Annotated in this window: 12 protein-coding genes; 4 read left to right on the plus strand and 8 right to left on the minus strand. The window is 67.7% G+C overall.

All coding sequences use genetic code 11. The features are described from left to right. The first annotated feature begins 484 nt into the window (after positions 1-484). Positions 485-910: an OsmC family peroxiredoxin gene (locus ACFO8M_RS08145; protein ID WP_387973094.1), complete on the plus strand. Its 426-nt coding sequence runs from the start codon at positions 485-487 to the stop codon at positions 908-910. 208 nt (positions 911-1,118) lie between these two features. Continuing rightward, a complete protein-coding gene (locus ACFO8M_RS08150; RefSeq protein ID WP_387973097.1) occupies positions 1,119-2,411 on the plus strand; it encodes a KamA family radical SAM protein in 1,293 nt (430 codons plus the stop codon). A 62-nt stretch (positions 2,412-2,473) separates the two neighbouring features. Here ACFO8M_RS08150 and ACFO8M_RS08155 read toward each other — a convergent pair whose 3' ends face one another. Next, positions 2,474-3,217: an NAD(P)H-dependent oxidoreductase gene (locus tag ACFO8M_RS08155; protein WP_387973099.1), complete on the minus strand. Its 744-nt coding sequence runs from the start codon at positions 3,215-3,217 to the stop codon at positions 2,474-2,476. Between the two features lie 131 nt (positions 3,218-3,348). On the opposite strand from ACFO8M_RS08155, the gene ACFO8M_RS08160 reads away from it, so the two are divergent. Beyond that, on the plus strand, positions 3,349-4,215 hold the full coding sequence (locus ACFO8M_RS08160) for a helix-turn-helix transcriptional regulator (RefSeq protein WP_387973102.1): 867 nt from the start codon (positions 3,349-3,351) through the stop codon (positions 4,213-4,215). 21 nt (positions 4,216-4,236) lie between these two features. Here ACFO8M_RS08160 and ACFO8M_RS08165 read toward each other — a convergent pair whose 3' ends face one another. The 3 genes from ACFO8M_RS08165 to ACFO8M_RS08175 are packed head-to-tail and all read right to left on the minus strand — an operon-like array spanning position 4,237 to position 6,880. Further along, complete coding sequence (locus ACFO8M_RS08165) at positions 4,237-5,109, minus strand: NAD(P)-dependent oxidoreductase (protein WP_387973105.1); 873 nt, start codon at positions 5,107-5,109, stop codon at positions 4,237-4,239. 24 nt (positions 5,110-5,133) lie between these two features. Next, a complete protein-coding gene (locus tag ACFO8M_RS08170; RefSeq protein WP_387973107.1) occupies positions 5,134-5,994 on the minus strand; it encodes an NAD(P)-dependent oxidoreductase in 861 nt (286 codons plus the stop codon). Between the two features lie 13 nt (positions 5,995-6,007). Continuing rightward, positions 6,008-6,880 (minus strand): NAD(P)-dependent oxidoreductase, encoded by an 873-nt coding sequence (locus ACFO8M_RS08175; protein WP_387973110.1) that lies wholly within the window; start codon positions 6,878-6,880, stop codon positions 6,008-6,010. 140 nt (positions 6,881-7,020) lie between these two features. Between ACFO8M_RS08175 and ACFO8M_RS08180 the strand changes: the two genes are divergently transcribed. Then, a complete protein-coding gene (locus tag ACFO8M_RS08180; RefSeq protein ID WP_387973113.1) occupies positions 7,021-7,359 on the plus strand; it encodes a winged helix-turn-helix transcriptional regulator in 339 nt (112 codons plus the stop codon). Positions 7,360-7,395: 36 nt separating this feature from the next. On the opposite strand, the gene ACFO8M_RS08185 is transcribed toward ACFO8M_RS08180, so the two are convergent. The 4 genes from ACFO8M_RS08185 to metH form a co-directional block, all read right to left on the minus strand. After that, complete coding sequence (locus ACFO8M_RS08185; protein ID WP_387973116.1) at positions 7,396-7,929, minus strand: DUF2087 domain-containing protein; 534 nt, start codon at positions 7,927-7,929, stop codon at positions 7,396-7,398. 40 nt (positions 7,930-7,969) lie between these two features. Continuing rightward, complete coding sequence (locus ACFO8M_RS08190) at positions 7,970-8,638, minus strand: HAD family hydrolase (protein WP_387973119.1); 669 nt, start codon at positions 8,636-8,638, stop codon at positions 7,970-7,972. 72 nt (positions 8,639-8,710) lie between these two features. Continuing rightward, a complete protein-coding gene (locus ACFO8M_RS08195) occupies positions 8,711-9,268 on the minus strand; it encodes a thymidine kinase (RefSeq protein WP_387973122.1) in 558 nt (185 codons plus the stop codon). A 123-nt stretch (positions 9,269-9,391) separates the two neighbouring features. Next, on the minus strand, positions 9,392-12,931 hold the full coding sequence (gene metH, locus ACFO8M_RS08200) for a methionine synthase (RefSeq protein ID WP_387973125.1): 3,540 nt from the start codon (positions 12,929-12,931) through the stop codon (positions 9,392-9,394). Positions 12,932-12,976 lie beyond the last annotated feature (45 nt).

Here is a 12,976-nt window from a genome sequence, read left to right on the forward strand (position 1 = left end):
AAACACCCTGTTGAGTTCTCAAACAACACGCCAACCCAAGTCGATCCACATTTAAGGATTCGGCCTCAGCTGGAGCAACCCGAACAACATTACTAGTCTCAATTCGCAACGTCGAACTGGGGGTCATTGACCCTCATCACATGCGATTGAGCCTCTATGGAGTCTCAGGATTCCCGCGTCTCGATCTCGGACCGCGCCAGCGCTCCTCAGAGCTTGTCGCGTGCCTCCGTGATCTCCGAACCGGCCTGGTCTTTCTCGGCCGTTCCGTTCCCCCGCGGGCAAAGACAAATATACACACCCTTGAAGGGGCCGAAACCAGGGGGGTGGCCTTCCATTCAACGATACGCTTGACCAGGGGAGACATCAAGGGCTTCCGCAAAGACGGCGACCGAACCGCATGCTCAGCCGCCGTCGCGGACTGCCCCCTGGCTCCAGCTTCGGCTGTTAGCCTGCGAGCGAAGGAACTCCAATCAGAGGAGAAGGCATGTCAGCCACTCGCAACGCACGCACCCGATGGACCGGCGACCTGCAGGAGGGTGCCGGCGTCACCAGCTTCGTGTCCTCCGGTCTCCCGGACACGCCGGTCACCTGGGCCGCGCGCACGCACAACCCCGAGGGCATGACCAGCCCCGAGGAACTCATCGCGGCGGCGCACACCTCCTGCTTCTCCATGGCGTTCTCCGGAGCGCTGGCGAAGGCCGGCTACAAGGCGGACGAGATCGTCACCGAAGCTGCGGTCACCTTCAAGCCGGGTACCGGGATCACCGACATCGCGCTGACGGTCAACGCGGTCATTCCCGGGATCGACGCCGCCGAATTCGAGAAGATCGCGAACGGCGCGAAGGAAGGTTGCCCGGTGAGTCAGGCGCTGAAGGCGGTCCCGATTTCGCTCGATGCGACCCTGGGTTAGGGTCGTCACAAACGCCTGAAAATTTCATATTCACGCACAGTGTGCGCGAAAGCATCGGGTGCACCATCCGTGGTCGAAAGGTCACGGAGCCGAGCGCAGGCGGAATCGCCTGCAGGGCGGCACGGTGGTCGTTGGTTTCGCGCACTTGTCTTGTAACCAGGCCTGCCTGCCCAGTTGCAAACCGATATCGCAAGAGGAGGGGGTTCTCGTGACTGCTCCTGAAAACACCGGTAGGCGCTTCCAGGCCTACACCATCCGCCACCTGGACGAGTTGCTCCAGCGAGCGCCGCTGACCGAGGAGCAGCGGCTCCGGACGAGGGCCGTGGCATCGGTCCTTCCGTTCCGGACGAACGCCTATGTCGTCGACGAACTGATCGACTGGGACCGCGCGACCGAGGATCCGATGTTCCGGCTGGTCTTCCCGCAGGAGGACATGCTGCCGGCCGAGGACGTCGACCACATCGCGGGCCTGCTGCAGAACGACGCCTCCAAGCAGGAGGTCACGGCAGCGGCCAATGCGATCAGGTTCAAGCTCAATCCGCATCCGGCGGGGCAGCTGCAGCTGAACATCCCCAAGGCCGGCGAAGAGCCGATCCCGGGCCTGCAGCACAAGTACCGCGAGACGGTGCTCTTCTTCCCGCAGCAGGGTCAGACCTGCCACGCGTACTGCACCTACTGCTTCCGCTGGGCGCAGTTCGTCGGCATCGCCGACCTGAAGATGGCCAACAACGACGTCGAGCAGCTGACGGGCTACGTGCGGGACCACACCGAGGTGAGCAGTGTGCTGCTGACCGGCGGCGACCCGATGATCATGGGCGAGCCGGTGCTGCGGCGGTACATCGAGCCGCTGCTCGAGCTCGAGCACGTGGAGTCGATCCGGATCGGATCGAAGGCGCTGGCCTACTGGCCGCAGCGGTTCGTGACGGACCCCGACGCTGATGACACGCTGCGGCTGTTCGAGCGGGTGGTGGCGTCGGGGAAGAACCTGGCGTTCATGGCGCACTTCTCGCACCAGAAGGAACTGGAGTCGGAGCTCGTCCAGGAGGCGGTGCGACGGATCCGTGCGACCGGTGCGGTGATCCGGACGCAGGCGCCGCTGATCAGGACGATCAACGACGACGCGGAGCAGTGGGCCGGGATGTGGAAGACCCAGCACCGGATGGGGATGATCCCCTATTACATGTTCGTCGAGCGCGACACGGGTCCGCAGGACTACTTCTCGGTGCCGCTGGCGCGCGCGTGGGAGATCTTCCGCGACGCGTTCAGCCAGGTCTCGGGGCTGTGCCGGACCGTGCGGGGTCCGTCGATGTCGGCGACGCCCGGCAAGGTGGCGGTGGACGGGATCGTGGAGATCGGCGAGGAGAAGGTGTTCGCGCTGCGGATGCTCCAGGCCAGGGATCCTGACCTCGTGGGGCGTCCGTTCTACGCGAAGTTCGACGAGAACGCGGTGTGGGTCGACGACCTGAAGCCGGCGTTCGCCGACAAGTTCCCGTTCGAATAGTGCGGTAGGTACGCGGTGAGTCCGAGCCGGAGCGGCGTTGCGCCGCTCCGGCTTTTGGCGTCCTAGGCGATGTGCAGGGCGAATCCGGTGGTGCCCTCGGTCTCGCGGCCGGGCAGGAGGCGCTTGTGCTCGTCGTAGTCCTCGGTCTGCTTGCGGTAGGCGATCGGCTCGGTCTCGGCGAGGGTCTCGAGGCGTCCTTGCAGGTGCTTGACCATGTCCGGGTACTCGACCTGCCAGCCGGCGCCGGTGACGACCACAGGAGGGAGCACCTCCATGCCGGTGTAGAAGAGGACGCCGTGCTGGATCGGGAAGAGCAGGTCGTTGATGTCGCCGTTGATACCGCGCTCGGAGAGATGCACGTCGGCCGCGCCGGTGGTCACGACGATCATGGCGCGTCTGCCCGCGAGGAGACCGTCCCCGTAGCGCTTCCAGTCACGGGAGGGGCGGTAGCCGAAACCGTTGGTGAAGACCCGGTCCATCCAGCCCTTCATGATGGCGGGCACCGTGAACCACCACAGCGGGAACTGGAGGATCACGTTGTTGGCGGCGAGGAGCTTGGCCTGTTCGGCCTTGATGTCCTCCGCGATCTCGCCTTTGTCCCAGGCTTCGCCCGCGGCGGCCATGAAGTGCTCGTTCTCGGTGGGGCCGAAGTCGTCGTAGTCGGCGACGGCTTTGAAGTCCATGGCGTAGAGGTCGGAGACGGTGACGGTGTGGCCGAGTCCTTCGAGGGTCTGGACGGCTTCGTCGCGGAGGGCGGCGTTGAGGGAGCCGTTGTGCGGGTGGGCGTAGACGATGTGGGTTCTCATGCGGACCATGCTGCGGCGGTTTCGGAGGGGCTGCCAGACGTCTGTTCGACCTGGGGTCGTTCGACCCTAGGACTGACAGACCTAGGCATCGGCGGGCGATCGCGGCGATACTTGCCGCGGAGGTTTGCGGGATGACACCTGATGCGACAGATACCGACAAGGCCGAGATCCACAAGCTCGAGGACGTGGTGGACCTGGGGAAGTTCCTGCAGGCGCGGCGTGCGCGTGTGAACCCGGCGGATGTGGGGCTGCGCGAGGACGCGCGGCGGCGGGTGCCGGGGCTGCGCCGGGAGGAGTTGGCGCTGCTGGCCGGGGTGAGCGTGGACTACTACACGCGACTCGAGCAGGGGCGGGCGAAGCACCCGTCGGATCAGGTGCTGGACGCGGTGGCGCGGGCGCTGCGCCTGGACGAGACGACGCGGGCCCATCTGCACCGGTTGGCGGGGAATTCGCGGTTGGGTCCGCTGCAGGCGGCCGCCGGGGTGCGGCCGTCGCTGCAGACGATGCTGGCGGCGATCGACGGGTTCCCGGCGTTGATCATGAACCATCGGCAGGACGTGCTGGCGTCGAATCGTTTGGCGCGCTTGCTGTACGGCGGGTTCGGCTGGGATCTGGGGTCGAATCCGAACTTCGTGCGGCTGCTGTTCGACGACGACTCGCGGGCGTACTTCCCGGACTGGGAGGCGGTGTGCTCGTGGGAGACGGTGGCGCAGTTGCGGAAGATGGCGGCGCTGTTCCCCGACGACAAGGAGTTGACGGGGCTGATCGGCGAGTTGTCGGTGCGGCACCGGTTCTTCGCGGAGCTGTGGGCGCAGGCCGAGGTGAAGGACTGCAATATCGGGTCGGTGCGGTTCGATCATCCGATCGTGGGCCTGCTCGAGCTGTACAAGGACCAGTTCCGGGTGGCGGACGGTTCGGGGCAGATGCTGGTGACGTTGACGGCCGCGCCGGGGACGGACGACTACGACAAGTTGGCGCTGCTGGGGGCGGACCGGTAGTCGGCCCGCCCCCAGCGGTGCTCAGTCAGCGATCGAGAGCTGCTCGATGACGCTGACCCAGTCGGCGGTGTCGCGGCCGGTGGCGGCGAGTTCGTCGAGGTGTTTGACGAGCGGCTCGAGGAAGTCCGCGCCGATCCCCTGTTCGCGGGCGGCGGTTATGAGTGATCTGACCGCTGTCCTGGTGAAGGCCACGTCCTGGCCGGGCGCTGGGTCGTACTCGCCGCTGTCGACGACGGCCACAGTCGGTTCCGCCAGCGGGACGACCGCGCTGAGCCAGGCGGTGACGTCCCTGGCGGTCTGCGTAGCGGGTACGCCGACGGTGCGCATCATCGCGACCGCTTGCAGCACTCCGCCGAACATCGCGTACATGGCGGACAGGAGCGCCATGTCCTTGAGCGAGGCGAGTCCGGCGTCGGTGCCTTCGAAGTCGGTTGCGCCGAGGGTTTCGAGGGCGGGTTTGGTGATGGCGTAGGCGTTCTCGTCTCCCGAGTAGAGGAGGCGTGAACCGGGCCGGCCGATCATGGCCGGGACGGCCATGATGGCGCCGTCGAGGTAGGTGATGCCGTGGTCGGCGGCCCAGGCGGCGGTGGCGCGGGATTCGTTCGGCGTGGTGGTGGTCAGGTTGACGAGGACCTTGCCCTTCAGTTCGGTGGCTGCGGGTTCGAGGTTCTCGCGGACGCTGGCGTGGTCGAGGAGGACCGCTACGACGATGTCGCTTGCCTGCGCGGCTTCACTGATCGTGGCGACTGCGATCGCGCCGGCTTTGACGTGCGGTTCGGTCTTGGCGGCGGTGCGGTTCCAGACGGTGGTGGCGTATCCGGTCTCGCGGAGGCGTGCGGCGATGGCCGAGCCCATGGCGCCGAGGCCGAGGATGCTGATGGTGCCCTTTGACATGGTGGTTTCCCCTGCGGTGGTTGCTCAGCGGATGGTGAGTCGTTCGATGACGCGGATCCAGTCGCTGTCGCCGTGGCCGGTGGCGGCGAGCTCTTCGAGGAGCTTCTGGTGCGGTTCGAGGAGGTCGGCCCGGACGCCCTGTTCGCGGCTGGCGGTGATGAGCGAGGCGATGCCGAAGCGGTCGAAGTCGACGCTCTGGCCGCCGGTGTCGTAGGTGCCGCCGTCGACGATCGCCGCGAGTTCCCTGCCGTGCGGGAGCATGGCGGCGAGCCAGGCCTCGACTTCGGCGGCCGTATCGACCGCCGGGGTTCCGGCGGTGCGCATCATGGCGATGGCCTGGACGTAGCCGAGGACCATGAGGTCCATGGCGGAGAGCAGGGCCATGTCCTTGAGCGAGGCGACTCCCGGGTCCTCCCCCGTGAACTCGGCGGTGCCGAGCTGCTCGAGGACGGGGAGGACGGCGTTGTACGCGTGCTCGTCGCCGGAGTAGAGGAGGCGGGCGTGCGGTTCGCCGATCATCGACGGGACCGCCATGATGGCGCCGTCGACGTACGGGATGTCGTGCTCGGCGGCCCAGGCCGCGGTGTCGCGGGCCTGGTTCGGTGTGGTGGTGACCAGGTTGACGACGGTCTTGCCTTTGAGTTCGGCGGCGACCGGGTCGAGCCGTTCGCGGACGCTGGCGTGGTCGAGCAGGACGACGAGGACAGTGTCGCTCGCAGCGACCGCTTCTTCAATGGTGGCGGCGGCGTTCGCGCCGGCTTCGGCGTGCGGTTCGGTCTTGTCCGGGCTGCGGTTCCACACGGTGACGGCGTGGCCGTGGACGCGGAGGCGTGCGGCGATGGCCGAGCCCATGGCGCCGAGGCCGAGGACGGTGATGGAAGGCATCGTGTGCGGCTTTCTATCCGGCGGCGTTGCGGAAGATCTGGTAGACCGGCACGACCTCGCCGGTCTTCTCGGTGGCGTCGAGGGCGCGCTGGTAGTAGTCCTGGATGGTTCGGGTGAGGGCGGCGTCCACGCCCGCGTCCTCGCTGGCGTCGATGACGTGCTGGGCTCCGGCGTGCATCATCTTGAGTGCCGCCAGGTCGCCCCAGCCCCCCTGCTTGGCGGCCTCGGCGAAGTAGAGCGTGAAGTCGCGCTGGCTCTGGGCGTCGTCCTTGGTGAGTTCGATGAACGTGTCGACGCTGCCGCCGGAGCGCTCGATCATCGCCAGCGCCTGTTGGAGCGAGGTGAGGTAGGCGTGGAACATGGCGAGTCCGGCCTGGTAGTAGAGCTGCGCGAGTCCGTAGTCGGCGCCGAGGTATTCGTTGGTGCAGAGCAGTTCGAGCAGGGGCCGCAGTTCGTCGTGGAGTTCTTTGGGGCCGCTGATGTACAGGTGCGAGGCGGGGTGCTGAATGTCGTCGCTCTGGGTCATGTAGGCGCCGGTGAGGAAGCGGGCGCCGCGGTCGAGGACCCAGCCGGCGCCTTTGGCGGTGTTGGCCGGGGAGTCGGAGGAGAGGTTGACGATGGTCTTGCCGGTGAGGTCGGCGGGGCCTTGTTCGAGGACGCCGTACATGGCGTCGTAGTGGATGAGGGAGAGCAGGATCGTGTCGTTGGCGGCGATGGCCTCGGCGACAGTGGCGGCAGGCTTGGCGCCGAGTTCGGCGAGGGCTTCGGCCTTGCCGGGGGTGCGGTTCCAGACGGTGACGTCGACGCCGGCCGCGAGGAGGATCTTGGCGGTGGCGCGGCCCATCGGACCGAGGCCGATCACGGTGACGGATTGCTTCGCAGACATGTTGTGCCCCTTGGTAAGTGGTGGATTCCTGTGTGTCTTGACAGGATCTATGGTCGGTCGTGCCGGGTAGGCTTCGCAAGACCGCACTTCCAGGTGGGGTTACTTACCGGGACGTTCGAAATATGGTCGGGAGGGCCGCGATGCAGGCGACGAGTGACGTAGATCAAACGTGCGGGATGTCGATCGCGATCGATGTTGTCGGCGGCAAGTGGAAGATGCACTTGATGTGGGTGCTCGCCGAGGGGCCTGTCAGGTTCGGGCAGATCCGGCGGAAGCTCGACGGTGTGAGCGAGAAGGTGCTGGCCGAGAATCTGCGTCAGATGGAGGCGAGCGGGGTGGTGCACCGGGAGCTGTACGCGGAGGTGCCGCCGCGTGTGGAGTACTCGCTGACGCCGCTGGGCGAATCGTTGAGCGTGGCTTTGAAGCCCTTGGAGGACTGGGGCGATCAGCACCGCGACGCGATCTTGTCGCGGGAGTGAGAGGACGGACGCCCCGGGATTTCCCGGGGCGTTTCGCTATGTGCCGGTGATCGGCGGGGCCTCGCGGCGGCGGTATTCCTTGCCGCCCAGGGTGCGTTCGAGCAGGAGTTCGTCGATCAGGTCGCGGCGCAGTTGGAGCGGGTCGTGGTATTCGGCGGCGAGTGTCTCGGTGATCTCGGCTTCGGTGTAGACGCGGTCGAACTCGAAGCGGCGGCGCGCGATGTCGCGCAGGAGCGCGACCCGGGTGCGGCGGTTCACCGGCATGACGCTGATGCGGCCGTTGGAGTACAGCTGGGCCACTTCGGGACTCGTGCCCGGCGGCGCGGCGGGTGCCGCTTCGCGGGCGGCCGCGGCGGCGGCTCTGAAGGCGCCGGGTGCGGCGCGGACCTTGCCGTCCTCGCGGGTGACGAGACCGGCGTCGAAGAGGCGGATGAGCGCTTTCTCGGCGTGCGGATGGCGCTCTTTCAGCTCGGTGACGCTCGCGCCGGGGTCCGCGAGGACGATGTCGGCAAAGAGGCGAAGGCGTTCGGGGTCCGCTAGGGCTTTGACGATGACGTGACTGGGCTCCATGGGGACAGACTGGTGTCAGTCGCCCAGGCAGTCAACGGGTTTACCCGAGGGTGCGCAGGTACGCCAGGTCGATGCCGTCGAGCGAGTCGAGGCGCAGGACATCGAGGTCGGCGGGGAGCTCGACCTCGCTCGGGATCGCGATGGTGACCGCGCCTGAGGCCAGGGCGGAGGCGACGCCGGAGACGGAGTCTTCCAAGGCCACGGAGCGCTCGACGTCGACGCCGAGCTTGGCGGCGGCGGTGAGGTAGGGGTCGGGGTCGGGTTTGCGGTGGTCGACCTCGTCGCCGCAGATGGTGAGGTCGAAGTTGTCGGGGCCGACGTGGCCGATGATGAGGTCGGCGAGTTCGCGCGGCGTCGAGGTGACGAGCGCGGTCGGGATGCCGGCGGCGCGGCATTCGAGGAGGAGTTCGCGCGCGCCGGGCTTCCATGCGACGCCTTGGGCGAAGAGTTCCTTCATGCGGGTGCGCAGCCAGGTCTGGCGGTGGGGTGCTTCGGTGAGGGGGATGCCGAGGCTTTCGAGGAGCATGACGACGGAGGCGTCTTCGTTGGTGCCGACCATGCGGGCGCGGACGGCGGGGTCGAGCGCGCCGCCGAGGATCTCGGCGAGTTCTTCGATGCCGGTGTCCCAGACGATCTCGCTGTCGACGAGGGTGCCGTCCATGTCGAAGAGCACGGCTTGCGGGAACGCGGCTTCCGGTAGGTCAGTCACACGGTCAACATTACGGGCGTCGTCTTTGGCGAGGCCTGTCTTGGGGCGTGCCCGCGAGGAGGCTCACACGCCTCAAGCGAGGCCGGAGCGGTGGTGGCGGCGGCACAGGACGGTGTAGGAGTCCATGTCGCCGACCTCGACGAGGTCGCCGGAGAAGACCATGACGCCGTCGCGGAGGCGCGCGTTGTGGGTGCCGCGTTCGCCGCACCAGCAGTTGACGCGGACGGGGAGTTCTTCGACGCGGTCGGCGAGTTCGATGAGCCGCTGGGTGGCCGGGAAGAGGCGGCCGAGGAAGTCGGTCTTGAGGCCGAAGGCGTAGACGTCGAGGCCGAGGCCGTCGACGGCGTCGGCGAGGTGGTTGATCTGCTTGGGGGCTTCGAGGAACTGGACTTCGTCGACGATCACGTACGGGGGTTTGATCGCGGCGAGGTCGTCGTAGATGTCGAAGCCTGGTTTGACCTCGCGGGCCTCGTGGCTGAGGCCGATGCGGCTGGAGACGACGCCTTCTCCCCCGCGGTCCATGGAGGTGTAGACGACGCCGGTGCCGCCGAGGGAGTGGTGGTACTGGAGCGCGAGGGTGGACTTCCCGGCGTCCATGACGCCGAGATAGGCGACGAGTTCGTGCGACATGGCTCTATGGTGCCGGGCCGTTGACGGCCGGGTGAACGCGGCTTCGGGCTCGGTGCCCGGCGCCCCAAAGGCACACCCTTGGCGAAGCTTGCGAGCCGTAAATTGGTACGGCACCTCCCGGGGCTATTTGGCGTTGAAGTAGCTCGCTTCTGGGTGGTGGAGGACGATCGCGTCGGTGGACTGCTCCGGGTGGAGTTGGTCCCCTTCGGACAGTTCCACGCCGATGCGGTCGGCGCCGAGGAGCTCGACGAGCGTGGCGCGGTCGGCCAGTTCGGGGCAGGCCGGGTAGCCGAACGAGTAGCGGCAGCCGCGGAAGTCGACGTCGAAGTAGCCCTTGAGGTCACCGGGGTCGGCGTCGGCGACGGTGCCGCCCGAGGGCAGCACCCATTCGCGGCGCATGCGCCGGTGCCAGTACTCGGCGAGCGACTCGGTGAGCTGCACGGTGAGGCCGTGGACTTCGAGGTAGTCGCGGTAGGCGTTCGCCTGGAACAGCTCGTTCGTGTACTCGGAGACCTTGGAGCCCAAGGTGACCAGCTGCATCCCGAGGACGTCGAGCTGCTCGCCGTCCTTGGCGCGGAAGAAGTCCGCCAGGCACTGGCGGCGGCCCTGCCGCTGGCGCGGGAAGGTGAAGCGGGCGCGCTCGGCGTGGCCGTTCTCGTCGAGGACGACGAGGGTGTTGCCCTCGGAGTACGCCGGGAAGTACGCGTACACGACCTTCGCCTCGAGGACGTTGTCGGTGGCCAGCCGGTCGAGCCAGTAGCGCAGGCGCGGGCGGCCCTCGGTCTCGACCAGCTCCTCGTAGGAGGGGCCGTCGCCGCGGGCGGGCTTGAGGCCCCACTGGCCGAGGAAGGTGGCGCGCTCGTCGAGCAGCGCGGCGTACTCGGCCGTCGGGATGCCCTTGACGACGCGCGAGCCGTAGAACGGCGGGACCGGGATCTCGACGTCGGTGGCGACGTCGGAGCGCACCGAGGTGTCGTCGAGGGGCGGCAGGGTCTCGGCGACCATCGTGGCCTGCTTGGCGCGGCGTTCGCGGCGCAGGGCGATCTTCGCCTCCTTCTCGGGGTCGACGATGTCGACGCCGGTGCGGCGGGCGGTCATGACCTTGTTCATGAGGTCGAGGCCCTCGAAGGCGTCGCGGGCGTAGTGGACCTGGCCGCCGTCGAACATCTCGCGCAGGTCGTCCTCGACGTAGGCGCGGGTGAGCGCGGCGCCGCCGAGGAGGACGGGCCAGCGCCGGTGGAGGCTGCGGGCCATCATCTCGGCGAGGTTGTCCTTCATGATCACCGTCGACTTGACGAGCAGGCCGCTCATGCCGATGACGTCCGCCTTGTGCTCTTCGGCGGCGTCGAGGATGGCGTTGATGGGCTGCTTGATGCCGAGGTTGACGACGGTGTAGCCGTTGTTGGACAGGATGATGTCGACGAGGTTCTTGCCGATGTCGTGGACGTCGCCGCGGACGGTGGCGAGCACGATGGTGCCCTTGTCGGTGCTGTCGGCCTTGTCCATGTGGGGTTCGAGGTGGGCGACGGCGAACTTCATGGCCTCGGCGGACTGGAGGACGAACGGCAGCTGCATCTGGCCGGAGCCGAAGCGGTCGCCGACGACCTTCATGCCTTCGAGGAGGTTGTCGTTGATGATGTCGAGCGGCCGCCGGCCTGCGGCCATGGCGTCGTCGAGGTCGGTGTCCAGGCCGTTCTTGTCGCCGTCGATGATCCGCTGCGCGAGGCGTTCGTCCAGCGGGAGCGCGGCGAGGGCTTCGGCGCGGGCCTCCTTGGTGCCGGCGAGGCTGACGCCGTCGAAGATCTCGATGAGCTTCTGGAGCGGGTCGTAGTCCTCGGCGCGGCGGTCGTAGACCATGTCGAGGGCGACCTGCTTCTGCTCCTCGGGGATCGAGGCCATCGGCAGGATCTTCGAGGAGTGGACGATCGCGCTGGTGAGGCCCGCTTCGACGCATTCGTTGAGGAACACGGAGTTGAGGACCTGGCGGGCGGCCGGGTTGAGGCCGAAGGAGATGTTGGAGACGCCGAGGGTGAAGTTGACGCCCGGGTAGAGGCGGGCGATCTCCCGGATGGCGGCGATGGTCTCGATGCCGTCCTTGCGGGTCTCCTCCTGGCCGGTGGAGATGGGGAAGGTGAGGGCGTCGACGAAGATGTCCTGGACCTTCATGCCCCAGGTGCCGGTGAGGTCGTCGATGAGGCGGGAGGCGACGCGGACCTTCCAGTCGCGGTCGCGGGCCTGGCCCTCCTCGTCGATGCACAGGGCGACGACGCCCGCGCCGTGCTCGGCGACGAGCGGCATCATGCGCTGGTAGCGGGAGTTCGGGCCGTCGCCGTCCTCGAAGTTGACGGAGTTGACGATGCATTTGCCGCCGAGGGCGTCGAGGCCGGCTTCGACCACGTTCGGCTCGGTGGAGTCGAGCATGATCGGGAGCGTGGAGGCCGTGGCGAAACGGGAGGCGAGGACGTTCATGTCCACGGCCCCGTCGCGGCCGACGTAGTCGACGCAGAGGTCGAGCAGGTGGGAGCCGCCGCCGGCCTGCTCGCGGGCGATCTCGACGCAGCGGTCGTAGTCGGCGGCGAGCATGGCGTCGCGGAAGGCCTTGGAGCCGTTGGCGTTCGTGCGCTCGCCGACGTTGAGGATCGAGGCGTCCTGGAGGTAGGGGACGTGGTGGTAGGAGGAGGAGACGCCCGGTTCGAGGACGGGGGTGCGCTCCTTGGGCTTGATCAGGTTCTCAGGGGAGCCGCCGAGGCGGGCGCGGACGGCCCTGATGTGGTCGGGCGTGGTGCCGCAGCAGCCGCCGACGAGGCTCACGCCGAAGTTCTTGACGAAGTCCTCGTGGGCGTCGGCGAGCTCCTCGGGGGTCAGCGGGTAGACCGCGCCGTTGGGGCCGAGGGTCGGCAGGCCCGCGTTGGGCATGACCGAGATCGGGACCGGCGAGTGACGGGAGAGGTAGCGGATGTGCTCGCTCATCTCCTCCGGCCCGGTGGCGCAGTTGAGGCCGATCATGTCGATGCCGAGGGAGGCGAGGCTGGCCAGGGCCGCGCCGATCTCGCCGCCGACGAGCATGGTGCCGGTGGTCTCGACGGTGACCTGGGCGATGATCGGGACCTTCGTGCCGAGTTCGGCGTTGGCGCGCTTGGCGCCGATGACGGCGGCCTTGGCCTGGAGGAGGTCCTGGGCGGTCTCGACGAGGATGGCGTCGGCGCCGCCTTCGATGAGGCCGAGGACGCATTCCTGGTAGTGGTCGCGCAGCAGCGCCATGGGGGCGTGGCCGAGGGTGGGCAGGCGGGTGCCGCCGCCCATCGAGCCGAGGACGAAACGGGGCCACTCGGGAGTCGAGTACTCGTCGGCCTTCTGGCGGGCGAGGCTCGCGGCCGCGTGGGCGATCTCGCGGGCGCGGTCGACGATGTCGTATTCGACGAGGCCGCCGTAGTTCGCGTTGAAGCTGTTGGTCTCGACGCAGTCGGCCCCGGCGGCCAGGTAGGCGTCGTGGATGCCGAGCACGATGTCGGGGCGGGTCAAGCACAGGATGTCGGAGAGACCCTCGTGGCCGTCGTAGTCCTCCATCGTGGGGTCGAAGGTCTGCAGCATGGTGCCCATACCGCCGTCGGCGATCACGACGCGGCGGCTCAGGACATCAAGGAAAAGACTCTTCGCAGACACGGGGTCAAGGGTACTGGGGAGTGCCGCCAAGTGGGAACTCGGTTT

Source organism: Glycomyces rhizosphaerae, assembly GCF_042647865.1.
Classification (GTDB): domain Bacteria; phylum Actinomycetota; class Actinomycetes; order Mycobacteriales; family Micromonosporaceae; genus Glycomyces; species Glycomyces rhizosphaerae.

What these genes read in the sequence shown, in the direction of transcription:
- ACFO8M_RS08145 (WP_387973094.1), top strand. Translation starts at nt 485, where the DNA reads ATGTCAGCCACTCGCAACGCACGCACCCGATGGACCGGCGACCTGCAG.
- ACFO8M_RS08155 (WP_387973099.1), bottom strand. Translation starts at nt 3,217, where the DNA reads ATGAGAACCCACATCGTCTACGCCCACCCGCACAACGGCTCCCTCAAC.
- ACFO8M_RS08160 (WP_387973102.1), top strand. Translation starts at nt 3,349, where the DNA reads ATGACACCTGATGCGACAGATACCGACAAGGCCGAGATCCACAAGCTC.
- ACFO8M_RS08165 (WP_387973105.1), bottom strand. Translation starts at nt 5,109, where the DNA reads ATGTCAAAGGGCACCATCAGCATCCTCGGCCTCGGCGCCATGGGCTCG.
- ACFO8M_RS08170 (WP_387973107.1), bottom strand. Translation starts at nt 5,994, where the DNA reads ATGCCTTCCATCACCGTCCTCGGCCTCGGCGCCATGGGCTCGGCCATC.
- ACFO8M_RS08175 (WP_387973110.1), bottom strand. Translation starts at nt 6,880, where the DNA reads ATGTCTGCGAAGCAATCCGTCACCGTGATCGGCCTCGGTCCGATGGGC.
- ACFO8M_RS08180 (WP_387973113.1), top strand. Translation starts at nt 7,021, where the DNA reads ATGCAGGCGACGAGTGACGTAGATCAAACGTGCGGGATGTCGATCGCG.
- ACFO8M_RS08185 (WP_387973116.1), bottom strand. Translation starts at nt 7,929, where the DNA reads ATGGAGCCCAGTCACGTCATCGTCAAAGCCCTAGCGGACCCCGAACGC.
- ACFO8M_RS08195 (WP_387973122.1), bottom strand. Translation starts at nt 9,268, where the DNA reads ATGTCGCACGAACTCGTCGCCTATCTCGGCGTCATGGACGCCGGGAAG.